Source organism: Streptomyces sp. NPDC031340 (genome assembly GCF_055569945.1).
In genome coordinates this window covers 106,320-132,178 of sequence record NZ_JBVIIE010000021.1, presented here as the reverse complement: position 1 = coordinate 132,178, position 25,859 = coordinate 106,320, and the positions used below count along the sequence as shown (strand labels likewise).

General features: G+C 73.1%; 20 protein-coding genes, 1 tRNA gene and 1 riboswitch. Of the genes, 11 read left to right on the top strand and 10 right to left on the bottom strand.

Annotated features, from left to right (window positions below; genetic code table 11):
* Positions 1 to 216, top strand: a 216-nt coding sequence (locus tag ACZ5GT_RS18730; RefSeq protein WP_469024748.1) for a hypothetical protein, incomplete at its 5' end; no start/stop codon positions are given.
* Between the two features lie 275 nt (positions 217 to 491).
* On the opposite strand, the gene ACZ5GT_RS18725 is transcribed toward ACZ5GT_RS18730, so the two are convergent.
* Positions 492 to 1,052 (bottom strand): MarR family winged helix-turn-helix transcriptional regulator, encoded by a 561-nt coding sequence (locus ACZ5GT_RS18725; RefSeq protein WP_469024745.1) that lies wholly within the window; start codon positions 1,050 to 1,052, stop codon positions 492 to 494.
* 139 nt (positions 1,053 to 1,191) lie between these two features.
* Between ACZ5GT_RS18725 and ACZ5GT_RS18720 the strand changes: the two genes are divergently transcribed.
* A complete protein-coding gene (locus ACZ5GT_RS18720) occupies positions 1,192 to 2,466 on the top strand; it encodes an MFS transporter (RefSeq protein ID WP_469024764.1) in 1,275 nt (424 codons plus the stop codon).
* A 108-nt stretch (positions 2,467 to 2,574) separates the two neighbouring features.
* On the opposite strand, the gene ACZ5GT_RS18715 is transcribed toward ACZ5GT_RS18720, so the two are convergent.
* Both ACZ5GT_RS18715 and ACZ5GT_RS18710 read right to left on the bottom strand, forming a co-directional pair.
* Positions 2,575 to 4,287, bottom strand: coding sequence for an ATP-binding SpoIIE family protein phosphatase (locus ACZ5GT_RS18715; RefSeq protein WP_469024742.1), 1,713 nt, complete (start codon positions 4,285 to 4,287; stop codon positions 2,575 to 2,577).
* Between the two features lie 230 nt (positions 4,288 to 4,517).
* Entirely contained in the window at positions 4,518 to 5,927 is a 1,410-nt protein-coding gene (locus ACZ5GT_RS18710; RefSeq protein ID WP_469024737.1) for an NAD(P)/FAD-dependent oxidoreductase, read from the bottom strand.
* 379 nt (positions 5,928 to 6,306) lie between these two features.
* Here ACZ5GT_RS18710 and ACZ5GT_RS18705 point away from each other — a divergent pair, with 379 nt between their 5' ends.
* Positions 6,307 to 7,065, top strand: coding sequence for a TetR/AcrR family transcriptional regulator (locus tag ACZ5GT_RS18705; protein WP_469024734.1), 759 nt, complete (start codon positions 6,307 to 6,309; stop codon positions 7,063 to 7,065).
* Between the two features lie 770 nt (positions 7,066 to 7,835).
* Here the strand turns inward: ACZ5GT_RS18705 and ACZ5GT_RS18700 are convergent.
* Positions 7,836 to 9,935, bottom strand: a complete 2,100-nt coding sequence (locus ACZ5GT_RS18700; protein WP_469024731.1) for an asparagine synthase-related protein — start codon at positions 9,933 to 9,935, stop codon at positions 7,836 to 7,838.
* 684 nt (positions 9,936 to 10,619) lie between these two features.
* Between ACZ5GT_RS18700 and ACZ5GT_RS18695 the strand changes: the two genes are divergently transcribed.
* From ACZ5GT_RS18695 to ACZ5GT_RS18680, 4 genes are all read left to right on the top strand, one after another.
* Positions 10,620 to 12,044 carry an MFS transporter gene (locus tag ACZ5GT_RS18695; protein ID WP_469024728.1) on the top strand — a complete coding sequence of 475 codons (1,425 nt, stop codon included), beginning with the start codon at positions 10,620 to 10,622 and terminating at the stop codon, positions 12,042 to 12,044.
* A gap of 121 nt (positions 12,045 to 12,165) precedes the next feature.
* A complete protein-coding gene (gene lhgO / locus ACZ5GT_RS18690; protein ID WP_469024725.1) occupies positions 12,166 to 13,377 on the top strand; it encodes an L-2-hydroxyglutarate oxidase in 1,212 nt (403 codons plus the stop codon).
* A 362-nt stretch (positions 13,378 to 13,739) separates the two neighbouring features.
* The gene (gene trmB, locus ACZ5GT_RS18685) at positions 13,740 to 14,624 is read left to right on the top strand and encodes a tRNA (guanosine(46)-N7)-methyltransferase TrmB (RefSeq protein ID WP_469024719.1); all 885 of its coding nucleotides are present in this window, start codon (positions 13,740 to 13,742) and stop codon (positions 14,622 to 14,624) included.
* Positions 14,625 to 14,685: 61 nt separating this feature from the next.
* Entirely contained in the window at positions 14,686 to 15,990 is a 1,305-nt protein-coding gene (locus tag ACZ5GT_RS18680) for a PrsW family intramembrane metalloprotease (RefSeq protein ID WP_469024713.1), read from the top strand.
* Between the two features lie 87 nt (positions 15,991 to 16,077).
* Here ACZ5GT_RS18680 and ACZ5GT_RS18675 read toward each other — a convergent pair whose 3' ends face one another.
* The 3 genes from ACZ5GT_RS18675 to ACZ5GT_RS18665 all read right to left on the bottom strand — a co-directional run bounded on the left by ACZ5GT_RS18675 (position 16,078) and on the right by ACZ5GT_RS18665 (position 19,142).
* Complete coding sequence (locus ACZ5GT_RS18675) at positions 16,078 to 17,091, bottom strand: M23 family metallopeptidase (protein ID WP_469024707.1); 1,014 nt, start codon at positions 17,089 to 17,091, stop codon at positions 16,078 to 16,080.
* An 11-nt stretch (positions 17,092 to 17,102) separates the two neighbouring features.
* Positions 17,103 to 17,260, bottom strand: a riboswitch (cyclic di-AMP (ydaO/yuaA leader).
* 277 nt (positions 17,261 to 17,537) lie between these two features.
* A tRNA-Met gene (locus ACZ5GT_RS18670) sits at positions 17,538 to 17,611 on the bottom strand.
* 400 nt (positions 17,612 to 18,011) lie between these two features.
* A complete protein-coding gene (locus tag ACZ5GT_RS18665; protein ID WP_469024700.1) occupies positions 18,012 to 19,142 on the bottom strand; it encodes a dihydrofolate reductase family protein in 1,131 nt (376 codons plus the stop codon).
* A 66-nt stretch (positions 19,143 to 19,208) separates the two neighbouring features.
* Here ACZ5GT_RS18665 and ACZ5GT_RS18660 point away from each other — a divergent pair, with 66 nt between their 5' ends.
* Together ACZ5GT_RS18660 and ACZ5GT_RS18655 are read left to right on the top strand one after the other, a co-directional pair.
* The gene (locus tag ACZ5GT_RS18660; RefSeq protein ID WP_469024697.1) at positions 19,209 to 19,724 is read left to right on the top strand and encodes a MarR family winged helix-turn-helix transcriptional regulator; all 516 of its coding nucleotides are present in this window, start codon (positions 19,209 to 19,211) and stop codon (positions 19,722 to 19,724) included.
* Between the two features lie 201 nt (positions 19,725 to 19,925).
* A complete protein-coding gene (locus ACZ5GT_RS18655; protein WP_469024693.1) occupies positions 19,926 to 20,579 on the top strand; it encodes a GTP cyclohydrolase II in 654 nt (217 codons plus the stop codon).
* Positions 20,580 to 20,591: 12 nt separating this feature from the next.
* Here ACZ5GT_RS18655 and ACZ5GT_RS18650 read toward each other — a convergent pair whose 3' ends face one another.
* Positions 20,592 to 21,134, bottom strand: coding sequence for an NADPH-dependent FMN reductase (locus ACZ5GT_RS18650; protein WP_469024690.1), 543 nt, complete (start codon positions 21,132 to 21,134; stop codon positions 20,592 to 20,594).
* Between the two features lie 389 nt (positions 21,135 to 21,523).
* On the opposite strand from ACZ5GT_RS18650, the gene ACZ5GT_RS18645 reads away from it, so the two are divergent.
* Positions 21,524 to 23,236 carry a GAF domain-containing sensor histidine kinase gene (locus tag ACZ5GT_RS18645; protein ID WP_469024687.1) on the top strand — a complete coding sequence of 571 codons (1,713 nt, stop codon included), beginning with the start codon at positions 21,524 to 21,526 and terminating at the stop codon, positions 23,234 to 23,236.
* 222 nt (positions 23,237 to 23,458) lie between these two features.
* Positions 23,459 to 23,941: a DUF5994 family protein gene (locus tag ACZ5GT_RS18640; protein WP_469024684.1), complete on the top strand. Its 483-nt coding sequence runs from the start codon at positions 23,459 to 23,461 to the stop codon at positions 23,939 to 23,941.
* A 24-nt stretch (positions 23,942 to 23,965) separates the two neighbouring features.
* Here the strand turns inward: ACZ5GT_RS18640 and ACZ5GT_RS18635 are convergent, their stop codons facing one another.
* Entirely contained in the window at positions 23,966 to 25,159 is a 1,194-nt protein-coding gene (locus ACZ5GT_RS18635; RefSeq protein ID WP_469024682.1) for a PP2C family protein-serine/threonine phosphatase, read from the bottom strand.
* 17 nt (positions 25,160 to 25,176) lie between these two features.
* Positions 25,177 to 25,620: a DUF5994 family protein gene (locus ACZ5GT_RS18630; RefSeq protein WP_469024678.1), complete on the bottom strand. Its 444-nt coding sequence runs from the start codon at positions 25,618 to 25,620 to the stop codon at positions 25,177 to 25,179.
* Positions 25,621 to 25,859 lie beyond the last annotated feature (239 nt).

Sequence of the window (25,859 nt, the reverse complement as noted above, 5' to 3'; positions counted from 1 at the left end):
GGCGTTGATTTTTGGCACGCTGTTGAGTTCTCAAGGAACGGTCGCTTCCTTTGTACTCACCCTCTCGGGCTTTCCTCCGGGCGCTTCCCTTCGGTCTTGCGTTTCCGACTCTATCAGATCTTTTCTCGATCCGATTTCCTCGGTGCTTTCCAGGTTCCCGCTCTCGCGTTTCCCTTTCCGGCGCTTCCGACTTTACCAGATCCTTTCGGCGTCTGATTCCCAGTCAGCGGGAGTTGTCTTCCCGGCCGTTGGGCCGTTCCGACGTCCGAAACCTTAGCGGATCCGGTCGGCAGGTCCTAATCGAGCTGCCGGCCCCCAATTCGAGCAGAATTCGAGAACGCCGAATTCATCCCGGCTGGGAAAGGTCCTGCTGTGGTTTGGTGCCGCTGGTGCGGCGGAGGTGCCGCCGCAGAAGCGTTACGCCCCGCGGCAACCCGAAGAACTTTACGGACTGCCGAGGGGGCTGTCAAGTGCCCTCTGTCAAGATCTTTTCAGTCGAGGTCGCTGAGACGCCCGCCGGCATCAGGCTGCGCGTGCTCGACCCTGCGCAGGAGGCGGGTGAGGACCTCGCCGAGGGCCGTGCGCTCCTGCGGGGTGAGGTCCTGGAGCAGGTCCTCCTCGAAGACCGTGGCGAGGCGCATCGCCTCGAGCCACTTCTCGCGGCCCTCCGCGGTCAGCTCGACGATCACGCGCACGCGGTTCGACTCGTCGCGTTCCCGGGTGACCAGTCCCTCGGTGACCATGCGGTCGATCCGGTGGGTCATCGCGGCCGGCGTCAGGCCGAGGCGCTTGGCGAGGTCGCTCGGGCCCAGGCGGTAGGGGGCGCCGGACAGGACGAGGGCCTTGAGGACCTCCCACTCGGCGTTGCTGATGCCGAGGGCGGCGGTCTGACGGCCGTAGGCGACGTTCATGCGGCGGTTCAGGCGGGACAGCGCCGAGACGATCTTCTCGACCTGGGGGTCGAGGTCCCGGAACTCGCGCTGGTAGGCGGCGATCTGCTCGTCGAGGGTCGGCTCGCCGCTGAGGCCGAGGGTGCCGGGTGTGTCGCCCATGGGCCAAGTATCGCACGGGGCCGGTTGGCGTTGAAGTCCTTCGAGATGTAATGTTTAGCTTCGAACTTTAGCTTTGAAGTCTTTGGTGCTAAGTACTGACCGCACCAACCATGTGAGAGAGGTGAACGTGACCAGGGCGATGGGCGCAGCGATGCGCCGGATCCACGTGGGCAACGCACTCAGCGCTTTCGGCCTCGGCTTCACGGTCCCCTACCTGTACGTCTACGTGGCGCAGGTGCGGGGACTGGGTGCCATGACGGCGGGACTGGTGCTCGCCGTGTTCGCGGTGGCCGCGCTGGTCGTGCTGCCGTTCGCCGGGCGGGCCATCGTCCGGCGGGGCCCGCTGCCGGTGCTGCTCGCCGCCCTGGTCACGGCCGCCGCGGGGGCGCTCAGCCTGGGGCTCGCGGGCCGGGCGGCGGCGGTCCTGCTGTCGGCCGCCGCGCTCGGCGCCGGGCAGGCCGTGATGCAGCCGGCGCTGGCGACGATGATCGTGGACTGCTCGACGGCCGACACCAGGTCGCGGGCGTTCGCCGTGCAGTTCTTCCTGCAGAACCTGGGGCTGGGCGTCGGCGGGCTCATCGGCGGCCATCTCGTCGACTCTACGCGCGTCGCGTCGTTCACTCTGCTGTTCTCCATCGAGGCGGCGGTGTTCCTGCTGCTGGCGGCCGTGATGGCGACGGTTCGGATGCCGCGCTCGCCGCGCGTCGAGGGCGCGCCGACGCGTTCGGCGCGGGGCAGCTGGAAGCAGCTGCTGGGCAACCGGGCCATGGTGCAGCTGTCGGTGCTGGGCTTCGTGCTGTTCTTCGCCTGCTACGGGCAGTTCGAGTCGGGGCTGGCCGCGTACGGGGTCGAGGCCGCCGGGATCTCGACGTCCGCGCTCGGCACCGCGCTGGCCGCCAACACGCTGGTGATCGTCGTCGCGCAGTTCGCCGTGCTGAGGTTCGTCGAGCGCCGGAGGCGGTCCCGGGTGATCGCGGCCGTCGGTCTGATCTGGGCCGTGGCCTGGGCCGTGGCCGGGTACGCCGGGCTCGGGCACGGCAGCCAGGAGATGGCGACGGCGGCGTTCGTCTCGACGTACGCCCTGTTCGGGCTCGGTGAGGCGATGCTGTCGCCGACGCTCGCGCCGCTGGTCGCCGATCTCGCGCCGGAAGGCATGGCCGGGCAGTACAACTCGGCGTTCGCCCTGGTGAAGCAGCTCGCGCTGGCCGTGGGGCCGGCGGTGGGCGGGCCGATGGCGGCCTCGTTGCACGGGCCGTACGTCGTGACGTTCCTGTTGTTCTCGCTGGGGATCAGCGTCCTGGCCGTGCGGCTGGGACGGCAGCTCAACCCCGTGCAGGACCATCCGTGGCGGGGCAGGAGCCGGGTGGTCACCCGGGGCGTGGCTGCCACGGAGGCCGTGGCCGCGGAGGCCTGAGCGGGCAGCGGGCCGAGCGGACGCGGGGCCGAGCGGACGGCGGCCGTCACCTTCGGGTGGCGGCCGCCTTCGCGTCCCGGTGCGGCGGCCGGCTCGGTGCGGTTCCGGTCAGGCCGCCGCCTTCGGCAGGACGAACTCGCACCAGACCGCCTTGCCGCCGCCCGGTGTCCTTCTCGACCCCCAGTTGGAGGCGATCGTCGCGACGATGGCGATGCCCCGGCCCGACTCGTCGCCCGGTTCCGCGCGGCGGCGGCGCGGAAGGTGGTCGTCGCCGTCGGTGACCTCGATGATCAGGCGGCGGTCGGTGCGGCGCAGACGCAGGCGCATGGGCGGGGTGCCGTGCTGCAGGGAGTTGGCGACCAGTTCGCTGGCGGCCAGGACGCCCAGGTCGTGCAGTTCGGTGGGGAAGCGCCAGCTGGTGAGGACGCCGGAGGCGAACGCACGCGCGCGTGGGGCCGCTTCCACCCCGCCGAGGAGTTCCAGGGCGGCGTTGCGGAACAGTTCGCTGTCCGGGCCCGAGCGGGCGGGGTGCTGCAGGACGAGGACCGCCACGTCGTCGTCGTGGCCCGCGGTGACGCCCGCCGAGCGGACCAGGCGGTCGCAGACGACCTGCGGGGAGCCCGTCGCGCCGGCCAGGGCGCGTTCCAGTGCCGCGATGCCCTCGTCCAGGTCCTCGTCGCGCCGCTCCACGAGGCCGTCGGTGTAGAGCACCGCCGTGGAACCGGGGCCCAGCGCGATCGAGCCCGACGCGTGCACCCAGCCTCCGGTGCCCAGCGGCGGGCCGGTCGGCTCGTCGGCGCGCGAGACGTCACCGTTCTCGTCGCGGACCAGGATCGGCAGGTGACCGGCCGAGGAGTACACCAGCCGGCCCTCGTTCGGGTCGTGGATGGCGTACACGCAGGTGGCGATCTGGTTGGCGTCGATCTCGATGGCGAGGCCGTCGAGGAGCTGGAGCACCTCGTGCGGGGGCAGGTCGAGGCGGGCGTACGCGCGGACGGCGGTGCGCAGCTGGCCCATGACGGCCGCGGCCCGTACGCCCCGGCCCATGACGTCGCCGATGACCAGGGCGGTGCGGCCGCCGCCGAGGGTGATGACGTCGTACCAGTCGCCGCCGACGGCGGCCTCCGTGCCGCCTGGCTGGTAGGTCGCCGCGATGCGCAGGTCGTCGGGCTGTTCCAGTTCCTGGGGGAGCAGGGAGCGCTGGAGGGTGACCGCCGTCTCGCGCTGCCGGCGCTCGCTGGCGCGCAGGCGTTCGGCGGCCTCGGCGTGGTCGGTGACGTCGGTCGCGAATACCAGGACACCGGGGCCACCGGGACCGCCGGGACCGCCGGGGCCACCGGACTCGCGGACCCCGTGGCCGCCCCGGCCCGCAGGGCCGCCTTGGCCGTCGCCCTCCGCCACCGGGGTGCAGGTGAAGGTGTAGGAGCGGCCGTCGGGGGCCTTGCGGGATTTCAGGGTGCGGGGTTTCCCGCTGCGCAGGACCTGGTCCAGGAGGGGCAGCAGGCCCAGCTCGTCGAGTTCCGGGAGGGTTTCGCGGGCGGGTGCGCCGAGGGGGCGGGCGCCGAAGGCCGCGGTGTAGTTGTCGTTGACGTAGGCGACGCGGTGGTCGGGGCCGTGGACCAGGGCGACCAGGGCGGGGACGCGGTCCAGGACGTCGCGGACGGGGAGTTCGTCGACGGCGGGCACGAGCGGGCGATCGTCGGTGAGGTGTTCGGCGCGGGCCGTGGGCACGGACCCCTCGCGGGTGATCACGTGGTCGGTCCGCGCTGCGGCGCGGCGCTGCGTTCCGGGGAGCCGGGCGCTCCAGCGCGTGAAGTTCACGAATCCTTGCCTCGTGTCGTCGTCTTCGGCGTCTTCGGCGTCATGGACCGGCTCCGGATGCGGCCTGGAGGTGGGGGGTTGGCGTCGCCGGGAAGCAGCACAGTGGAAAGCCTCTGGGTTCGAAGGGCGAGCGGATGCTCGCCCGAGCGGCGGGGATCAGTCTGGCAGGGTCGCCCACCGGGTCGACACCCGTCAGACGCCGACCCGGGCGCAGGAGTTCCTGGGTCCGGTCAGGACGACCCCTTCGGGTCCGACGTCGGGTCGGTAGGAGGCTTTCCACCGGCCGCGAGTTCGAACTCCGCTCGGGGATGTTCGAGCGATCCGAGGGAGACGATCTCCCGTTTGAAGAGGCCCGCCAGCGTCCATTCGGCCAGGACGCGGGCCTTCCGGTTGAAGGTGGGAACCCTGCTGAGGTGGTAGACGCGGTGCATGAACCACGCGGGGTAGCCCTTGAGCCTGCGCCCGTAGACGTGTGCGACGCCCTTGTGGAAGCCGAGTGAGGCGACCGAGCCGACGTAGCGGTGGGCGTACGTCTCCAGGGGCTCGCCGCGCAGGGAGTGGGCGATGTTGTCGCCGAGGACCCTGGCCTGGCGCAGCGCGTGCTGGGCGTTGGGGGCCGTCTCCTTGCCGGGTCCTCCCCCGGAGCCTTCCGCCGGGGAGGCGCCCCCGGCGGTGACGTCGGGGACGGCGGCGGCGTCTCCGGCGGCCCACGCGTGCGGGGCGCCCTCGATCGTGAGCTGAGGGGTGCATTTCAGCCGACCTCGTTCGGTGCGCGGGAGGTCGGTGGCGTCGAGGAGCGGGTGGGGTCTGACGCCGGCCGTCCACACCACCGTACGGGTGGGGAAGCGGGATCCGTCGCTGAGGACGGCGACGCGGTCGGCGCAGGATTCCAGCCGGGTGCCGAGGCGTACGTCGATGTTGCGCCGGCGCAGTTCGGAGACCGTGTAGCGGCCCATCTCCGGGCCGACCTCGGGCAGGATGCGGTCGGTGGCCTCGACGAGGATCCACTTCATGTCGCCGGGTTCCACGTTGTGGTAATAGCGCGTGGTGTAGCGGGCCATGTCCTCCAGCTCGCCGAGCGCCTCGACGCCGGCGAATCCGCCGCCGACGAAGACGAAGGTCAGGGCCGCGTCGCGGATCGCGGGGTCGCGGGTGGAGGAGGCGATGTCCAGCTGTTCGATGACGTGGTTGCGCAGGCCGATGGCCTCCTCGACCGACTTGAAGCCGATCGCGTGCTCGGCGAGTCCGGGGACGGGCAGGGTGCGGGAGACCGATCCGGGCGCGAGGACCAGTTCGTCGTACGTCAGCTGCGTGGGGCCCGTTCCCTCCTCCGCCGTGGCGAGAGTGGTGAGCGACGCGGTGTGCTTGGCGTGGTCGATGGACCGGACCTCACCGACGACGACGTGGCACAGGTCGAGGACGCGGCGCAGCGGGACGACGACATGGCGTGGGGAGATGGAGCCGGCCGCCGCCTCGGGGAGGAACGGCTGGTAGGTCATGTACGGGTCGGGGGTGACGACCGTGATCTCGATGTCGCCGCGCCTGAGCTCGCGTTTCAGCCTCGCCTGCAGACGCAGGGCCGTGTACATCCCGACGTAGCCGCCGCCGACAACGAGAATGCGCGCACGTTCCTTCACCATCCCATGACGCACCCGGCGCGTGCGTTTGTCCACAGCCTCGACAGGGTCAGTGAGCGGGGGCCGGCGCCGCACGGAGTTGGCCGAATCGCCGAAGTTCCCGGAAGGTGCCCAGGTCAGCGGGCGTGCGCCGGGGACGCCGAGGGGGACCAATCGGGACGTTCACGACCCGTGCTCCGATCGGGGGGCGCTCCGTGCGGAACCTCCCCCTTCTGAATTGACTCCCTCTCAACTATGTTCGTGACGACGGGGCGTAGGGGGATGCGCTCTTCGGATCCGGGGTCCGTGACGGGCGGACCGGCGGTCCAGGATTCCCCGCGCGCTCCGGCTTCAGCTGCGGGGAGAGTCTCCGGGGGGAGACGTCATTACCGGGGGATCACTTATGAGTATTCAGGACTCGCATTGGTCGGCCGCGTCCGCTCTCGCATCGGGCGGCGTGATGAGCGCGGCGGCGGGAGGCGGACGCGCGGACAGAGCGCGTACGACGCCGCTGCGTGTGGACGCACAGCGCAATCTCGAGCACGTACTGCGCGCGGCGCGCGAGGTCTTCGGCGAGCTGGGGTACGGCGCGCCGATGGAGGACGTGGCGCGGCGGGCACGGGTGGGTGTGGGCACGGTCTACCGGCGCTTCCCCTCCAAGGACGTCCTGGTGCGCCGGATAGCCGAGGAGGAGACCTCCCGGCTGACGGACCAGGCCCGGGCGGCGCTCGGCCAGGAGGACGAGCCGTGGTCGGCGCTGGCGCGCTTCCTGCGGACGTCGGTGGCCTCGGGCGCCGGGCGGCTGCTGCCGCCGCAGGTGCTGCGGGTCGGCGTGGCGGACGAGAGCGCCGTGGACGACGGGACGCCGGTGCCGCACCAGCGTGCGCAGGCCGGCTCCGGTGAGCTGCGGCTGGTCGCGGAGGACGGTGCCACGGCCGCCGCGGACGACGACACGGGGGCGGCGGAGCTGCTGGAGGTCGTGGGCCGGCTCGTGGAGCGGGCGCGCGCGGCGGGTGAGCTGCGGCCGGACGTGTCGGTCTCGGACGTGCTGCTGGTGATCGCGACGGCGGCGCCCTCGCTGCCGGACGCGGCGCAGCAGGCGGCCGCCTCGGCCCGGCTGCTGGACATCCTGCTGGAAGGGCTGCGGTCGCGCCCGGCCTGAGCCCGCGACCGCGATCCCGGACCGCTGGGCACCGGCGACGCGGGGGCCGACGGTGCGGGACCGGTGACACGGAGGCGGTGACGCGGGGCCCACGACAGGGGAACCGGTGACGCGGGACCGACGGTACGGAGGCCAGCGGCACCGGGGCCGGTGACACGGGAACCGGTGACACGGGACTCACGGCACGGGGCCGGCGGCACGGGGCCGGTGACACGGGAACCACAGCACGGAAGCCGACGGCACGGAAGCCGACGGCACGGAAGCCGGTGACACGGAGGCGGTGACACGGAGGCGGTGACACGGAGGCGGTGACGCGGAGGCGGTGACGCGGAGGCGGTGACGCGGAGGCGGTGACGCGGAGGCGGTGACGCGGGACCGACGGTACGGAGGCCAGCGGCACCGGGGCCGGTGACACGGGAACCGGTGACACGGGACTCACGGCACGGGGCCGGCGGCACGGGGCCGGTGACACGGGAACCACAGCACGGAAGCCGACGGCACGGAAGCCGGTGACACGGAGGCGGTGACGCGGGACCGACGGTGCGGAAGCCGAGGGCACGGGGTCGGTGACACGGGACCCACGGCACGGGGGTCGGTGACACGGGAACCCGTGGCGCCGAAGTCGGCGGCGCGGCGGAGGTGCCGGTCATCGCAGGCGCCTGCCGGATGGTGCCGGCGGGGACGCCGGTCGCAGGGGGCGCAGACGGCGTCCCGTAGCCGCCGTACGCCTTCCTCCGCGCCCAAGCTTCGGTCGCCCGCCGCCGCCTCCGCTAGACGCCCGCGCCCCGTCCGCCCGAGGCCAGCGCACCGCGCTGCGGGCTGATGCCAGCGGGCACCGCCCGCTGGCGGGCCGGGGTGCCGGTCCAGCAGGTGCCGCGGCGGGCGAGGAGGCGGCCGAGCCACAGTTCCAGGGAGACCAGGTCGGCCAGGCCGTCCAGCGGCAGCGGCTCGCCCTCGGCGGCCGCCCGCAGCGCCTTGCGGACCACCCTCGCCTCGACCAGACCGGCCTCCGCGAGCAGCGGCGTGGCGAACAGATCCATCAGCGAGTGCGCGGCCACCCGCAGCCCCGTGCGGGCGGCGACCGCCGCCGGCACCTGCGAGGGGGCGCCCCAGCCGGGCGGGAGGTCGCTGACGCCGGCGCCCTCCAGGACCGTACGCAGGATGGCGGCGCGGGCCCCCGGCTGCACCCGCAGGGCCTCGGGCAGGTCCCGGCAGGCGCGGACGACCTGGTTGTCGAGGAAGGGCGCGTGCAGGCGCTGGGAGCGGATCTCGGCGGCCTGTTCCAGGACGCGGAGGTCCGCCGCCTGCCGGGCCAGGGCCGCACGGGCGCGGTAGTCGCCGGGACGCTGGCCCGGTCCGACCCCGGAGCGGCTGGTGGAGGCCCCCAGGCGAACCGATACTTCAGCCAGCGCCTCCCCGGTCAGCCAGCGCGCCGCCGGTCCCGGTCTGGCCCACGTCAGCGCGGCCAGCGACGCCCCGACGGCGCCTCCGGGTTCGTCGAAGCGGCGCTGCATCAGGCGTTCGGCGAGCAGGTCGAGCCCCGCGCGGTACGGCGTCCGGGCGAGCTTGCGCGCCGCGGTGTACACGCGCGCGGGGACCAGCACCGAGCTGTCCGCCTTGGCGAGAGCGGCCACCGGGCGGACGAGGTGGCGGCGCTTGCGGTCCATCAGGAGGTCGGCCAGGCGCGCCGGGTGGGCGTCCAGGACCTGGCGGGCGCCGTATCCGGTGAAGTGGTCCGCGCTGCCGGCGGCCAGCCGGGCCCGGTGGCGGGCCGCGGTGACCAGGCTGGGGCCCGGCTCGTCCGTCAGCGGGCCGTCCAGGTCGGCGTACGGCAGCACCTCCTCGCCGCCGGTGACGACCACGTGGTGCAGGCGCGGGTTGGCGGCCAGGGTGCCCGCCCGCTCCAGTTCGGCCTCCCGGCCGCCGACGGCCAGGTCGTTGAAGGTGACCGCCAGCAGGCGCTCGCCAGCGCCGGTGCCGTGGCCCAGGAGGGTGCCGGGCCTGCCGGGCAGGCCGGCGGCGAGCAGCGCCAGGGTGCCGGAGGCGGGGCCGCCGGAGAGGTCGGCGCCGATCCCGGCGACCGGCATCCCGCGCGCGGCGCGCCGTTCCGCGGGTCCCATGCCGGGCACGGGCCCGGGGTCCATGTCGGCGCCGGGCACGTGCCGGGGCGCCGCCAGCCGGGCGCGTACCGCCTCCACCAGGGCGTCGCGGACCGCGTCGACCGCGCTGTCGGGGTCGGCGGGGGCCGCCGCCACCGCGAGGGAGGCGACCGGCTCGTAGCCGGCGATCTCGCGCGCCCCGGCGCGCAGGATCAGCGCGTGTCCCGGCGGGATGCGGCGTACGCCCTCGTAGGGCGTGGAGTCGTGCAGCGCGGCCGGCACGTCGGGGGCCGCCAGCAGGGCCGCGAGGTGACCGAAGTCGAGGTTCGCCTCGGTGAGGTCGGCCAGCGGCAGCGCGGCCGTCGCGTACGCCGTACCGCCCGCCCACGGGGTGTGGAAGACCGGGCGGGCACCCGCGAGGTCACCGCAGACGGTGATCCTGCGGCCGACCTGGAGGACGGCCGTGTAACTGCCCGGCCAGGCCGTCAGATGGCGCAGCGCGCCGCCGCGCGCGGCGAACAGGGCCACCCGCAGCTGCTCGTCGGAGGCGCCGCAGGTGCCGAGGACGGCGATCCGGGTCCGGGCGTCGGCCTTCACCACCCGCACCTCGTCGGGGCGCCAGTCGCCGACCGCCCACAGCGGATCGGGGTCGCCCCAAAGGAGTTGGGAGCCGACGGGGTGCACGGTCTCGCCGTCGTGCCCGGTGGCCCCCGCGGAACCGGTCCCGGCGGTCCCCGCGGCGGTGCTGCTCCATCCCACCAACCACCGCATCGACGCCTCCACAGACTGTGGACAACCAGTGCACCGTACGAACCGGTTCCCCATGCTGCCATGAAGGAGGCGCGCCGGAGGCGTGGCGACGCCGCACGAGATCCACCGGGCGAACACCCGCGCCGAATCGGCCGGGGCGCGGACACCCGCGCTGCGCAGGGCGTCTGCGACGCGAATGCGCCCCCGTAACGCGCCCCGAAAACGCCTTTCGCACCCTCAAGTTCCGTGGTGGGAGGGGTGATCGTCCGGAAAAGCGGGGGTCGATTTTCGGCCAAATCGGCGGCACGCGGACAGGCGTGGGCCACGCTCCGTACAGGCCCTGCGCACCGTACACCGCGCACGCGGTCCGGGAGACGGAGCCCGCCTCCCGGACCGTTCCACCGCCCGCGGGGATGAAGGCGGCGGTGTCCCCCAGCCCACTGGATCCAGTACAGCGGGCCGACCCACGCACGATCCATGCAAGCGCTCCACGGCCGGCCGCAGAAGAGCGCACGCACGGGCGCACGGCCACACGACCGGGAGCACGACGCAACTGCGCGTATCGGGCCCGCACTTCAGTACGGACCACAATCCCGCCATCCGGAACAAACCCCCTTAACGCTTGGGATGCGGCGAACTACGCTGGGTTTACGAATGCCGCGTGGTTATGCCAGCGCGGCAGCCGTCTGTGTCGAGGGGTGGCGCATGTCCAGGGAGCAACGCGGGCCGAACGAAAAACTCGGCACCGTTCTCGCCCTCGCGGGAATCAGCAACGCGGGCCTCGCGCGACGCGTCAACGACCTTGGCGCTCAACGCGGGTTGACCCTTCGCTACGACAAGACCTCGGTGGCGCGCTGGGTGTCCAAGGGGATGGTGCCGCAGGGCGCCGCCCCGCACCTCATAGCGGCCGCCATCGGGCAGAAGCTCGGCCGTCCGGTGCCCCTCCACGAGATAGGGCTGGCGGACGCCGATCCCGCGCCGGAGGTGGGCCTCGCCTTCCCCAGGGACGTCGCGCAGGCGGTGAAGTCGGCGACCGAGCTGTACCGGCTCGACCTCGCCGGCCGGCGCGCCGGCTCCGGCGGCATCTGGCAGTCACTGGCCGGCTCGTTCGCGGTGAGCGCGTACGCGACACCCGCCTCGCGGTGGCTGATAACCCCGGCCGACAGTTCGGTGGCGCGCGAGGCGAACTCCGCGGAGGGGTCCGGCGCATCACTGAAAGTCGGCCACAGCGACGTGCGGAAGCTGCGGGAGGCCGCCGAGGACGCCAGGCGCTGGGACTCCAAGTACGGAGGCGGCGACTGGCGTTCGTCCATGGTGCCGGAGTGCCTGCGGGTGGAGGCGGCGCCGCTGCTGCTCGGCGCGTACTCCGACGAGGTCGGCCGGGCCCTGTTCGGGGCGTCCGCCGAACTCACCCGCCTCGCGGGCTGGATGGCCTTCGACACCGGCCAGCAGGAGGCCGCGCAGCGGTACTACATCCAGGCGCTGCGCCTCGCCCGCGCCGCCGCCGACGTCCCGCTCGGCGGCTACGTCCTGGCGTCGATGTCCCTGCAGGCGACCTACCGCGGCTTCGGCGACGAGGGCGTCGACCTCGCGCAGGCCGCGCTGGAACGCAACCGGGGCCTGGCGACCGCCCGCACCATGAGCTTCTTCCGCCTCGTCGAGGCCCGCGCGCACGCACGCGCGGGCGACGCGCAGGCCGCCGGGGCGGCCCTGAAGGCGGCCGAGGGCTGGCTGGAGCGGTCCCGGGAGGGCGACAACGACCCGTCCTGGCTCGGCTTCTACTCCTACGACCGGTTCGCCGCCGACGCCGCCGAGTGCTACCGCGACCTGAAGGCGCCGCGGCAGGTGCGCCGCTTCACGGAGCAGGCCCTGTCGAAACCGACGGAGGAGTTCGTACGCTCGCACGGGCTCCGGCTGGTCGTCTCGGCGGTCGCCGAACTGGAGTCCGGCAACCTCGACGCGGCGTGCGAGCAGGGCGTGCGGGCGGTGGAGGTCGCCGGACGCATCTCGTCCGCGCGCACCACCGAGTACGTCAAGGACCTCCTGCACCGCCTGGAACCTTACGGGGACGAGCCGCGGGTGGCGGAGCTGCGGGAGCGGGCCCGGCCCCTGCTGATGGCCCCGGCGTAGCGGCCCGCGCGACCAGCCGCGTCCGAGGCACCGTATTCGAAGGCACCGCGTTTGTCGGGCAGCGCGTTTGAAGGCACTGTCAGTGGCGCAGTGCACTATCGGATGCGGGAGGTGGTGCCAGGTGCGGACCGGGAGGGTCTACGACTGCGACGTGCTCGTCGTCGGCGGCGGGATCGTCGGCTTGTCGACCGCGTTCGCGATCACGCGTGCCGCGCCGGGCACGCGCGTGACGGTGCTGGAGAAGGAGCCGGGCCCGGCCCGGCACCAGACGGGGCGCAACAGCGGCGTCATCCACAGCGGGATCTACTACCGCCCCGGGTCGCTGAAGGCCCGGTACGCGGTGCGGGGCGCCGCCGAGATGGTCAAGTTCTGCGCCGAGTACGGCATCACGCACGCCGTCACCGGCAAGCTGATCGTCGCCACGGAGCGGGCGGAGCTGCCCCGGCTGCACGCACTCGTCCAGCGCGGCCGGGAGAACGGCATCCCGGTACGGGAACTGGGCGCGGCGCAGATCGCGGAGTACGAGCCGGAGGTACGGGGCCTGGCGGCCATTCACGTCGGCACGACCGGGGTGTGCGACTTCGTCGGCGTGGCCCGGCAGCTGGCCCACGCCTCGGGCGCGGAGATCCGCTACGGCGCCCAGGTGGAGCGGATCGACCGGCGCCCGGAACGGGGCGTCGCCGTGCGGACCCGGGCCGGCGACGTCGTACGGGCGCGCGTGCTGGTGAACTGCGCCGGCCTGTACTGCGACGAGGTGGCGCGGCTCACCGGAGACGAACCGGACGTACGGATCGTGCCCTTCCGCGGGGAGTACTACGAACTGGCGCGGCCCGAGCTGGTGCGGGGACTGGTGTACCCGGTGCCGGATCCGGCGTTCCCGTTCCTCGGGGTGCACCTCACCCGCGGGATCGACTCCGGCGTCCACGTCGGACCGAACGCGGTGCCGGCGCTGGCCCGCGAAGGATACGGCTGGGGCGTCGTACGCCCGCGGGAGGTGGCGGGGACGCTGGCGTGGCCGGGGTCCTGGCGGATGGCCCGCGCGCACTGGCGCTACGGGGCGGGTGAGCTGCGCCGGTCGGTGTCCAAGCGGGCGTTCACGGCGGCGGTCCGCAGACTGCTGCCGGCCGTGACGGAGGACGACCTGGTGCCCACGGCGGCGGGAGTGCGGGCGCAGGCGGTGCTGCGGGACGGGACGCTGGTGGACGACTTCCTGATCCACGAGGGCCCCCGCGCGATCCACGTCCTGAACGCGCCCTCCCCCGCGGCCACGGCGTCACTCCCGATCGGCCGGGAGGTGGCCCGCAGGGCACTGTCCGCACTGGGCGGCGACTGAGCCCGGTCCGGGGCCCGGATGCCGCCACCGGCCGACCGGCTGCCGTACGCCCGCGACCCGCGCCCCGCGACCGCACGGCAGCAGAAGACCACAGCCGGTCAGCCCCCCGCCCGGCAGGAAAGACACCCCCGGACCGGCACGCACCCACCGGCCGGAACCGCACACCCACCCACCGGACGACCACGCACCCCCCACCCCCCACCCACCACCCACCACCTCCGGACGACCACGCACCCCCGACCGGATCCCCCACCCACCACCGCCGGACGACCACGCACCCCCGACCGGAACCGCGCCCTCACCACCCCCGACCGAAGCGCGCGCCCACCACCCCGAACCGCGCACGTAAAATCGACCGCACTGTGTCTGACTCCCGCAACGCCCCCGAGACCCCCCGCCCCGCCGCTCCGGCCGTCCCGGTGCCCGGCGAGCACCTCGCCCCCGCCTCCGCCCCCGGTGCGGGCGCGTCCTTCCGGCGTGCCCGGGGCAGGGGGGAACCCCGGTTCCCGGACGGGCCGCAGGCCGATCCCGCCGGGTCGCACTTCGAGCGGCGGATCCGGAGCTTCCAGCCCCGGCGCAGCAGGGTGACCGCGGGGCAGGCGGACGCGTTGCAGCGGCTGTGGCCCAAGTGGGGGCTGGACATCGACGGGCAGCGGGTGATCGACCTCGCCGAACTGTTCGGCGACACCGGTCCGGTGGTGCTGGAGATCGGGTTCGGCATGGGCGAGGCCACCGCGCAGATGGCCGCCGCCGACCCGGGGACCAACATCCTCGCCGTCGACGTGCACACCCCCGGCCAGGGCAATCTGCTCAACCTCGCCGACCAGGCCGGCCTGTCCAACGTCCGGGTCGGCAACGGGGACGCGATCATCCTGCTGCGCGAGATGCTCGTCCCGGACTCCCTCGACGGCCTGCGCGTCTACTTCCCCGACCCCTGGCCCAAGAAGCGGCACCACAAACGGCGCCTGATCCAGCCCGAGTTCCTCGATCTCGCCGCGTCCCGCATCAAGCCGGGCGGCATCGTGCACTGCGCGACCGACTGGGAGCCGTACGCCGAGCAGATGCTCGAGGTGCTCACCGCGCATCCCGGGTTCGAGAACACCCGGCCCGGCGGCGGTTTCGCGCCGCGCCCCGGCTTCCGGCCACTGACCCGTTTCGAGGGACAGGGACTGGACAAGGGACATGTCGTGAACGACCTGCTGTTCCGCCGCGTACAGCAGCACAACCAGCCCCCCGCCGGCGCCTGAAGCGTGCCGGACGCATCCCGCACCGTCGCGGGCGGCGCGCTGCCTCGTTAGGGTCGATGCCGTGGCCACCTTTCCCCCGTACCCGACGCATCCGCCGTACGCCGGCGGCCTGGCCGGCGGCGGGGCCAGGCACGCGCACTGGTGGCAGCGCAGGTGGGTGCGCTACGGCGCGCTCTGCACCCTGCTCGCGCTCTCCGGGCTCGTCATCCTGGCCCTGGTGCGCGAACAGACCGGCACCGAGGGGTTCCTGGTCGGGCTGGGACTCGCCGTGCTGCCGGTGCCGCTCCTGGTGGCCGCCTTCCGCTGGCTCGACCGGGTCGCCCCCGGCCCGTGGCGCAACCTGGTGTTCGCCTTCGCGTGGGGCGCCTGCGCGGCGGCACTGATAGCGATCGTCGCCAACAGCTTCGCGACCAGATGGATAGCGACGTCGACCGCGGACCCGGCGAGCGCGGACACCCTCGGCGCGACGGTCATAGCGCCGGTCGTCGAGGAATCCGCGAAGGCCGCGGCCGTGCTGCTGGTGTTCCTGTTCCGCAGACGGGACTTCGCGGGAATCGTCGACGGGGTGGTGATAGCCGGGATCACCGCCACCGGCTTCGCGTTCACCGAGAACATCCTCTACCTCGGCACCGCCTTCGGCACCGACCAGCTCACCGGCGACAGCGGCATCGCCTCCGTCACCGCGGCGACCTTCTTCGTCCGCGTCGTCATGTCGCCGTTCGCGCACCCGCTGTTCACCGTCCTGACCGGCATCGGTTTCGGCGTGGCCGCGCTCTCGGCGGAACGGCAGCACGTCCGGCGCGTGCTCGTCCCGCTCTCCGGGCTGCTGCTCGCCATGGGCATGCACGCGTTGTGGAACGGCTCGGCGACGTTCGGCCAGTTCGGGTTCTTCGCGGTCTACGCGGCCTTCATGGTGCCCGCGTTCGGGCTGCTGACCTGGCTGGTGATCTGGACGCGGCAGCGCGAACTGCGGACCGTGCGCGAGGAACTGCCGCCGTACGTCGTCGCGGGCTGGCTGACGCCGGCCGAGCCGTACGCGCTCGGCTCCATGCGGGCGCGGCGGGCGGCCCGCGAGTACGCCCGCCACCGCTTCGGCAAGCCGGCCAGGCGGACGGTGGCCCAGTACGAGGCGTACGCGACGTCGCTGGCGTTCCTGCGGCACCGGGGACGGCGCGGACGCGCGGACGCCGACTTCGTCGTACGGGAGCGGGAGTTGCTGGCCGAACTCTGGTGGCGGCGCGAGATCGCGCGGCCCGCGCTGGACCACGCGGCCAGGGTGACGGCTCCCCCCGTGCCGGTCGTCGCACCGCCCTGGCCGGCCTACGGACACCCCGCGAACCCCACGTACAACCCGTACCGCTACTGAGACCTGCCCGGAATTCCCGGACACGCCTGACCGGCAGTCCTGACGTCGGGGGGTTTGCCGCCAGGACCGCCGGGGATCAGGGAGAGATCAGGGGTTGAGTCCCTTGCCGCGCAGCCAGGCCATCGGGTCGATGCCACTGGCCTGCCCGCCCGCGTGGACCTCGAGGTGCAGGTGCGGGCCGGTCACGTTCCCGGTGGCGCCCACGCGCCCGATGACGTCGCCGGTGCTGACCTTCTGGCCCACGCTCACGCTGATCGACGACTGGTGGCAGAACCACAGCTCGGTGCCGTCGTCCAGGGTCAGGATCGTGCGGTAGCCGTACGCCCCCGCCCAGCCCGCCTCGGTGATGGTCCCGCTGTGGATGGCCTTGATGAGCGTGCCGGTCGGGGCGGCGAAGTCGAGGCCGGTGTGGTAGCCGGAGGACCACATGGAGCCGGCCTGACCGAAGGTCGAGGTGATGGTGTACGAGGAGGTCGGCAGCGTGTACTGCTTGGCCAGCTCGGCGAGGCGCGCGGCCTCGGCCTTCTTCTTGGCCTCCGCCTCCGCCTTGTCCTTGGCGGCGGCGGCCTTCGCGGCGGCCGCCTTCTCGGCCTGCGCGGCCGCGTCGGCGACCTGCTTGGCGACGGCGGCCTCGGTGGCCCGCTGCGTCTTGGTCTCGACCTGGACCTGCTGCGACTCGGCCTGCGCCATGATGCGGTCGCGCAGCGCCTCGCCGGCGTCCTTGGTGCTCTCCGCCGAGGTCACGCCGACGCTGCTGAGCGGAGTGGCGGACCCCTGCGGCTCGGGCTCGTCGTCGGAGATCAGCGAACCGACCGAGGGCAGGTCGGGCATGGAGATGGACACCGGCGGCTTGCCGGTGTTGGCGCTGGCCATGCCGCCCGCGCCGACGGCGGCTATGACGCCGACGCCGAGAACCGTGGAGCTGCGGGCGAGTCCCCCGCCGCGCTGCTTGGAGACGCGATGCCGGCCACGGACGGGACGGACGGAATCCTCAGTGGGGTTCCATGCCTCCCACGGGCCCTCGTCGGTGCGGTAGCCGCCGTAGCCGAAGGTGTCACTCGGCTGGAACGGGGCTGTCGGGGCAGGCGGGTTGGACGCCACGTGGGCGTGCTCCTTTCCTTCCTCCTCGCCTACCGGGTTAGCTGACGGGTTCGGAGCAGGAAGGTCTCCTACGCGCGTATATCGACCGTGCTTCCACGGCGGTATTCGCGCGATTCACCCCAGGGTGGTGGTTCCCCGGTTCCCTTGCGGGATTCGGCGCGTGCGCACGGAGCCGCCTCTTGTGACGGCTGGGACGACCGCGCTGCGTTATCGAACGTTAATAGACGCAGGGGCTCGTTTCCAAGCTGTTCCGCTTGATCATTAACGAATCCACGCCGGACGTACGTCCCCATGACCACCTAAAAACGGGCGAGTTGACCCCACCCTTCACCCCGGACGGCCCGTCGACCGCACTGCGCAGGGCGGTCACCCCATCACTCCCGGTGACCGACCGCGCGAAAACACCGACGGCCGGGATCATTTCGATCCCGGCCGTCGGCCTTGAGTAGCGGGGACAGGATTTGAACCTGCGACCTCTGGGTTATGAGCCCAGCGAGCTACCGAGCTGCTCCACCCCGCGTCGTTGTGTCACCAGTGTACGCCATGCGCGGGACCGCAAGCACACGCGTTTCTCCGCGGAGCGCGCCGTCGGCCGCCCACGGCGGGAAGGGGACGGGACGGGGGTGTCCGCCCGCAGCGGTTGGCGCGTCAACCCCAGCACCTCCGAGCCCACCGATTCCGCGCCGTTCCGAGGACGGACACCCCCGTCCCGGCCCCGACTTCCCCCCACCGTCGGCGCAACGCGCACCCCCCGAGACCCGCACAGGCGCCGCAGGCACTGGCGCACCCCCACCGACCGGCGACAAGCCGCCGCAGGCACTGGCGCACCCCCACCGAACCGCGACAAGCCGCCGCAGGCAGTGGCGCACCCCCACCGAACCGCGACAAGCCGCCGCAGGCACCCCGCACCCGGCGCCCCGCTACCCCACCAGATGCCGATTCGGCGCCGCGGCCCGCTCCGCGTACTCCGGCAGCACGACCACGTCGACCCCCTCCCCCGCCAACAGCCCGCTCCCGTCCGCGCTCTCGACGAACGTGTCGGGCTCCCGCCAAGCCGTCACCACCCGCCGCACCCCCGCGTCGAGGATCAGACGCGCGCACGGCTTCGGCCGGGACGCGCGCCGGGCGCACGGCTCGAGGCTGCTGTAGACCGTGGCGCCGGCGAGCCGGGGATCGGCCGGATCGAGCTTCGCCAGAGCCGCCTCCTCGGCGTGCACCACAGGATCGTCGCCCTCACGGGAGTACCCCCGGGCCAGCTCCGTGCCGTCACCGGCCACCACCACCGCCCCCACGCTGAACGCCGTCCGCGACGGCGGACACAGCTCCGCCAGCTCGCACGCGAGAGCCAGCCAGTGGCGGTCGGCGGCCACGGCGACCTCCCCGGCGCCGGGAGCCGTCGGCTCGTACCGCATGAGGACGACGTCCTCGATCCGCCGTGTCTCCAGCAGCCGCAGCCGCCCGCCCTGGTACGCCCCCGGACCGAACAGCCGCGGCGCGGCGGGGTCGCCCACGAACAGCGGCGCCAGCACGAGCTGCAGCTCGTCGGCGAGCCCCTGCTGGAGCAGCTGGGTGTGCACCAGCCCCCCGCCCTCCACCATGAGACGGCGCACCCCCCGGACGTCGTGCAGATGCCGCAGCAGCGGCCGCCAGCCGACCTCGTCGCCCAGCACGACGACGTCGGCGGCGAGACCCAGCGCGCGGGCCCGCTCGGCGCCCTCGCCCGTCGTGTAGAGGACCTTCTCGCCGCCCGTGTGCCAGAACCGCGCCGCCGGATCGAGTTCTCCGGACGCGCTGACCGTGACCTTGAGCGGGTACGCGGACCGCCCCGCGGACACCCGGTCGGCGCGACGCCGCTCCGAGTTGACCAGCAGCCGCGGGTTGTCGGCCCGGATGGTCCCGGCACCGACCAGGATCGCGTCGACGGAAGCACGCACCTCGTCGACCCGGTCGAAGTCCGCCGGGCCGGAGAGCAGGAGCCGCTCGGGGCCGGCGTCGTCGAGGTAGCCGTCCAGGGAGACGGCGGCGGACAGCAGGACGTAGGGATGCGGCATCGAGCGCGCTCACTCTCGGAGGCGGGCGGTCTTGGTTCAAGTTTGAAACAAACTTACACTGATGGCATGACACCCCGCTGGCTCACCCCGGACGAGCAGCGCGCCTGGCGCGCGTTCATCGCGGCGACGCACCTCCTGGAGGACGCGCTCGACCGGCAGCTCCAGCAGGACGCCGGCATGCCGCATCTGTACTACTCCATCCTCACCAATCTTTCCGAGGCGCCGGAGCGCAGGCTGCGCATGACCGACCTCGCCGAGAAGACGAAGATCACCCGCAGCCGTCTGACGTACGCGGTGACCCGGCTGGAGAAGGACGGCCTGCTGCGGCGCGAGAACTGCAGGTGGGACAAGCGGAGCAGTATTGCCGCACTGACCGACGAGGGCATGGCGGTGCTGGAACGCACGGCCCCCGGCCACGTCGAGACGGTGCGCGCGTCCCTCTTCGACCACCTCACCGAGGAGCAGGTGGCACAGCTGGAGGACATCTGCACGGGGATCGCGCGGGCGCTGGAAGGCCAGGATGCCCCCCGGCCAGCCCCCGACGAGGTCCCGTGGCGCCGCCGCTCCTCCCCTTGCTCCTGAGCCACGCCGCTTGTTCGTGAGCCACGCCCCTTGTTCGTGAGCCGCACCGCCGGCTCGTGAAACCTGTTGATTCAAATTTAAAGCATGGAGTAGGGTCCCCTCAGCGGATCTGCTTCAAATCTGAAGCACACCTCCCGTGCAACCGCGAGCACGGAAGCAGAGCACCCGTCCGCGCCGTCCACCCCGGCCCCGGAGGCCCGCATGCCCGACCCCGCCCCCGACTTCCCCGCCGCCACGCCGCGCACCCGCGTGCGGGTACCGCTGCGCTTCCACGACGGATACAGCGCCGACGCCGACCTGGTCACCTTCCACGGCCTGGCCGACGACCGCGAGCACGTGGCCGTGGTCCTCGGCGACCCGGCCCCCGGCACGCCCCCGCTGGTCCGCCTGCACTCCGAGTGCCTGACCGGCGACGTCTTCGGCTCGGCCCGCTGCGACTGCGGACCCCAGCTGCGCGAAGCGGTCGAGCGCATCGCCGACCGCGGCGGCGTCCTGCTCTACCTCCGCCAGGAGGGACGCGGCATCGGCCTCTACAACAAGCTCGACGCCTACGCGCTCCAGGACGACGGCCTGGACACCTACCAGGCGAACGCGGCGCTCGGCCTGCCCGAGGACGCCCGCGACTACACGGCGGCCGCCCAGATGCTGCGCGCCCTCGGCATCGGCGAACTGGACCTGCTGTCCAACAACCCGGACAAGGCGGAGCAGCTGCGCACCCTCGGCATCGACGTCCGCGACCGCGTGCCCACGGGCGTGTTCACCACCGCCCACAACGTCCGCTACCTGCGCGCGAAGGTTCTCCAGACGCGGCACACGCTGCCGTTGGACAGTCTCGCGGAGCTGACCGCGGGCTGAGGACAGCAGCCCTCAGCGGGCCGGGTCCGCCAACAGCCCGAGGACCCGCTCCAGCTCCCGCCGCGTCTCCGGGTCTGCGATCAGCCCGTCCGCCCCGATCGCCTGCCGGTCGACGGGCAGCCGCACGCAGGCGGACGGCACGACGGTCGCGCCGGTGTACTCCAGCACCGTCCGCAGCGTGGCCTGCGCGCCTTCGCCGCGGCCAGGAGCGGCGGCGTTGACCCAGGCGACCGGCTTGCCGCCGATCTCGGTCCCGCCCACCGTCCAGTCGAGCAGGTTCTTGAACGAGCCCGGCAGGGTGCCGGCGTACTCCGGCGTGCAGACCAGGATCCCGGCCGCCCGGCCGATCGCCGCCCGCAGCCCGGCCACCGGCGCCGGCAGCGGGTCCCGGTCGTCGTCGGGGTTGAAGTGCGGCAGCCGCGCCAGGCCGTCGTACAGCTCCGTGCGCACCGGCACGGACGGGGCGACGGCCTGCGCGGTGCGCAGCACGGCCTCGTTGCCGGAACCGGCCCGCAGGCTGCCCGACAGCAACAGGATCGACGGAAGCGAGGACATCCGCCCAACCTACGACAGAACCCGACCGGCACGCCCCTCCCCCCTCGCTCTCCCCGCACCACACCCCGAAGTCGGGCAATCCGCCCACAACATGTGTAACTCCCACACATCGGGGGACTTGTGCATGGATGCGGACCGCCCTGTGTCCGTCTCTGGCCGTGGAGACAGGGCGAGTCCGTGGCGGCTCCCGCGGGACGTCCGTCCGGCCAAGCAGCCGGCGGTCGGGGCGGGCGGCTGTGGGCGCGTCGGCCGGAACGGGCGGTGGCCACAGCACGGCGCGGCCACCGCGGTGCCGTCACCGCGGGGCACCGTGCCGTTGCCGTTGCGGTCCGGTGGGGCTGTCTGCGCATGCTGGAGACGTACGCCGGTTCGGGAGGTGAGGCGGCTCCGTGAACGACCGGTCGGGCACGAACAGTGAGGGCTCTGACCAGCGGCTGCCCAGCAGGGCGTCGCCGGACGGGCGGCGAGAGCCCGCCCGGGGGGTCCTCGACGGCCGCGACCGGATGCAGACGCTGCTGGACGCCGTCGTCGCGATCAGCGGAGACCTGGACCTGGAAGACCTGCTGCGGCGGATCGTGCAGTCCGCGGCCGACCTGGTGGACGCCGGCTACGGTGCGCTCGGCGTCCTGGGCGAGGAAGGCCGGATACGGCAGTTCGTCACCGTCGACCGCGGCACCGACTGCGACCAGGAGCCGACGATCCGGCATACCGGACCCCGCCCCCGGAGCCAGGACCTCCCCGACCCGCCGCCCGACCTGCCGACCGACCCGCTGATTCGCGAGCCGCGTTCCCTCAGCTTCCTCGACACCGCCGTAAAGGTCCGTGGCGAGGTGTACGGCACCCTGTACCTGGCCGGCAAGCGGGACGGCCGGCCGTTCGACGCCGACGATGAAACGGTCCTGCGCAGCCTGGCCGCCGCGTCGGGCGTGGCCATCGACAACGCCCGCCTCTACGACGAGAGCCGGCACCGCGAACGCCGGCTCGCGGCCGGTGCGGACCTGACACGCGCCCTGCTGTCCGGGGAGCACCCCGCACGGACCCTGCGGTCGCTGGCCGACACGGTGCGGGAGATGACCGGCGCGGACCTGGTGACCCTGGCCCTGCCGGTGGGCGACGGCGAGGAACTGGTCGTGGAGGCGGCGGCCGGCCGTTCGGCCGACCGGGTGCGGGGCCTGGCGCTGCCCGACACCACCGTGGCGGCGAAGGTCTACGCGACGGGACAGACCGTCAGCAGCGCATCCCTGACCGTCGATTCCCGCATCGCGGGCGGCAGCGCCTCCGTCGTCCCGCTCGGACCCGCCTTCTTCGTCCCGGTCGCCGGCCGCGAGCGGGTGCGCGGCGTGCTGCAGGTGGCCAACGAACCCGGCGGCGCCCCCTTCGACGAGGCGGTGGTGGAGATGGTCTGCGCCTTCGCCGACCAGGCCGCCCTGGCGCTGGAAATCGCCGAACACCGCCGAGACGCCGAACAGCTCACCCTGCTGGGGGAACGCGACCGCATCGCGCGGGACCTGCACGACCTGGTCATCCAACGGCTGTTCGCCGACGGCCTGAGCCTGCAGGCCGCCCTCGGCCGCCTCGGCGACCGACCGGACGCCGCCGAACGCGTCCAGCGGGTCGTCGACGACCTGGACGACACCATCAAGGTCATCCGCTCCACCATCTTCGGGCTGCAGCACCAGGACCAGCCGGGCCGCCGCGACGGCCTGCGCTCCCGGCTCGTGGCGCTGAGCGCCGAGGCCGCCGCGGCCCTCGGCTTCACCCCGGCACTGCGCATGACCGGCCTGCTCGACACCGACGTGTCCGCGCACCACGCCGACCACCTGCTGGCCGTGCTGCGCGAAGCGCTGTCCAACACGGCCCGGCACGCGCTCGCCACCGCGGTGGAGATCACCGTGGAGGCGTCGGACGCGACCCTGCGGCTGACCGTCGCCGACGACGGACGCGGCATCGACCCCGCCGTCACCCGCCGCAGCGGTCTGGCCAACATGCACAGCCGCGCCGGGGAACTCGGCGGACACCTCGTCGTCGGCCGCCGCGAACCCTCCGGCACGGTGCTGGAGTGGTCCGTGCCACTGCCCGCCTACGGTCCGGACGCCACCTGACCGACGCTCCGGGCGTCGTACTCGTTCACAGCCTCCGCCGCCGGGGCGCCCCGCGCGCAGCCCCTCATGCGGCTTCCCTCGCCGTATGCATGCGGCTTCCCTCGCCGTATGCGCGCGTCCCGGCGATTCCCGGCGACGCCGGTGCTCGCGGTGATGGGAGTAGCGTGGTCAGAAGCGAGGCGCATCCCGTGTTCGCACCGCATCTCGAACGGGTGGCCCATGATGACCGACTCCGACGCATCCCCTTGTTACCGGCACCTGCCGAGCGGTGTGCACCACGCCGTGCGGCCAGGGAGCGCACTGCTCCGGCTGGAGACGACCGCAGCGCGCGAAGGCGTCCTCGACGGGGCGTGGTGGCCGCGGTCGCGTGACATCGCTGCCGAGCTGCCCGCGCTGCTGAGCGCCCTCACCGAGCACCTGGGACCTCTGACCCGCGTCGGGCTGGACGCCACGGCCTGGGAGGGGCTCCCGACACGGATCGTCGTCGACGACCACGTAGTACACGTGGACTCCTTCCCGGTGGGTGACGGCACGGTCCTGATCACCCGGGGCGACCGGGAACTCTTCTCGCTGCTGGTGGTCCCACCGGACACGCCGCCCGAGGCCGCCCGCGCGGCGATGGCACAGGCTGTCCTGGCCGGCAACGTCAGCGAGGCGGAGCAGATCCTCATCGACGCGGGAAGCGGTGAGAGGCCGTCCGGCTGACCTTCGTCGCGGCGGGTGGTGCGGTCAGCCGCGCCACTCCACCAGGAGCAGCGTGGCGTCGTCCGTCGTGTGTCCGCCCCGCGCCTGCTTGAGGGTGTGCGACAGGGAGCGCGCCACCGCCCGGACCCCGCGGCCGGTCCTCTCCAGCCGGTTCACCCAGTCGATCAGGCGGTCCTCCCCGAACTGCTCCTCACCCGCCGCATGCTCCTCGATCAGTCCATCCGTGAAGCAGAGGACGCGGTCTCCACGCTCCAGGTCCAGCTCGCTGACCTCTGGCTCCGGGCCGCCCAGGCCGACCGGGAGGGTCGTGGGGGCGACCAGCCGGCGCGCGACGCGGTGATCGCGCACGAGTATCGGCGCCGGGTGTCCCGCGTTGACCAGGTGCATCCGCCCCGTGGTCGTGTCCAGCCGCAGCATCTGGGCGGTGACGAATTGATCCGGGCCGAACTGGTGCGCCACGGCTCCGTCCATGGCGGCGTAGATCTCCGACAGGCCGATGCCGAGGCGGCGGGCGTGACGGTAGGCGCCGATGGCCACGGTGGCCATCGTGGCCGCGCCCAGGCCGTGCCCCATCGCGTCGATCATGGCCACGTGGAGGATGTCGCCGTTGAGCGCGTAGTCGAAGCTGTCCCCCGCCACGTCGTAGGCGGGCTCCAGGATCCCGGCGACCGCGACTCTCGACATCACCATGGCCAGAGGCGGCAGCAGGGACCACTGGATCTCGGCGGCGACGCTCATCGGTTCACCGCGGCGGGTGGAGAAGAACAGGTCGGAGTAGCCGTGCTTGGTCACCAGCAGATCGGCGACCAGGCCCGAGAGCCTGGCCAGCAGCCGTCGGTCGTCGTCGTCGAGCCGGTCCAGCGTCACAGCCATGACGCCCACCTGGTCGCCGCCGTCCAGCAGCGGCAGGTGGACCCGTACGCCGCCGTCCTCGGGCACCTCGACGAGCTGGGCGTCGAGAAAGCACCGGCCCGCGGTCGAGGCGTCGATGTCCTGCGGCTCCCCGCCCACGAGGCCCTCACCGCCCAGAGGTACGAGCAGCAACTGCCCGTAGTCCTGGAGCAGCACCTGCGGACGGCGGCCCCCCAACCGCTCCATCACGTCGGCGACCAGCGGTCCGATGAGGTGGGGCGGGAGCTCGTGCGCCCGGTCGAGAACCGCCCCCAGAAGGGCTTCCCCGAAGCTCTCGGAGCGGTCCGTGCCCGGTTCGGCCGTCATCTGCCCGTCCCATCACTTCAGCACGGTCCGTGCTGCTCCCCCGCGCTCTCCTGACCGGAGCCGCCCTCGACACGTGCGAAGGTGCGCTGAGCCGACTGCGGGTTCCACGGATCGGCGGCGGCGGTCAGCAGGCGTGCGGCGGTTCCGGCCGGCTCGTCGGACGGGACGACCAGCAGCTCCCAGCGCCCCACGGTGCCGCAGTCCAGGGTGATGGCGTGCTCCTCCGCGGTGGCGTCGCTCAGAACGACCTCGATCACGTGGTCGGGCGCCGACACGGTCAGTGGCGCGTCAGGCCAGGCCGCAGCACCCACCGTGACGCGGGTGACCGTGCCACGGCCGGGGTCGAGCGAGCCCACGAGCGCGGGCAGCTCCAGTTCCAGGGCGTCACAACGCGGCCACCACGCACCGTCCAGCGGGCCGTGGCCGGCCTCCGGCGTGAGGCTCAGCCGTGCCAGCGGCATGCTGTACGTGTGCGCGTCACGCGGTGGTGCGCCCCCGGCAGGCGGTGTGAGGGAGTCCATCGTGCGATCCCGTCCGGGCGGCCTGGAGCCGCCCTCGTTCGTCACTCGCCGGGAACGGCGCTGCCGTGACCGTGCGCCCGACATGCTCTCGGTATCTCCCAGGCTACGCCCGCCCTGGACCGGCGGCCCGAGACACAGGCAGCGAAGATCCGCTCTCCCGGGACAGGGCCGGCACGCGA

Coding starts and splice junctions, on each gene's coding strand:
- ACZ5GT_RS18725 (WP_469024745.1), bottom strand. CDS start 1,052: ATGGGCGACACACCCGGCACCCTCGGCCTCAGCGGCGAGCCGACCCTC.
- ACZ5GT_RS18720 (WP_469024764.1), top strand. CDS start 1,192: ATGGGCGCAGCGATGCGCCGGATCCACGTGGGCAACGCACTCAGCGCT.
- ACZ5GT_RS18710 (WP_469024737.1), bottom strand. CDS start 5,927: ATGGTGAAGGAACGTGCGCGCATTCTCGTTGTCGGCGGCGGCTACGTC.
- ACZ5GT_RS18705 (WP_469024734.1), top strand. CDS start 6,307: ATGAGTATTCAGGACTCGCATTGGTCGGCCGCGTCCGCTCTCGCATCG.
- ACZ5GT_RS18700 (WP_469024731.1), bottom strand. CDS start 9,935: ATGCGGTGGTTGGTGGGATGGAGCAGCACCGCCGCGGGGACCGCCGGG.
- ACZ5GT_RS18695 (WP_469024728.1), top strand. CDS start 10,620: ATGTCCAGGGAGCAACGCGGGCCGAACGAAAAACTCGGCACCGTTCTC.
- ACZ5GT_RS18665 (WP_469024700.1), bottom strand. CDS start 19,142: ATGCCGCATCCCTACGTCCTGCTGTCCGCCGCCGTCTCCCTGGACGGC.
- ACZ5GT_RS18660 (WP_469024697.1), top strand. CDS start 19,209: ATGACACCCCGCTGGCTCACCCCGGACGAGCAGCGCGCCTGGCGCGCG.
- ACZ5GT_RS18655 (WP_469024693.1), top strand. CDS start 19,926: ATGCCCGACCCCGCCCCCGACTTCCCCGCCGCCACGCCGCGCACCCGC.
- ACZ5GT_RS18650 (WP_469024690.1), bottom strand. CDS start 21,134: ATGTCCTCGCTTCCGTCGATCCTGTTGCTGTCGGGCAGCCTGCGGGCC.
- ACZ5GT_RS18640 (WP_469024684.1), top strand. CDS start 23,459: ATGACCGACTCCGACGCATCCCCTTGTTACCGGCACCTGCCGAGCGGT.
- ACZ5GT_RS18635 (WP_469024682.1), bottom strand. CDS start 25,159: ATGACGGCCGAACCGGGCACGGACCGCTCCGAGAGCTTCGGGGAAGCC.
- ACZ5GT_RS18630 (WP_469024678.1), bottom strand. CDS start 25,620: ATGCCGCTGGCACGGCTGAGCCTCACGCCGGAGGCCGGCCACGGCCCG.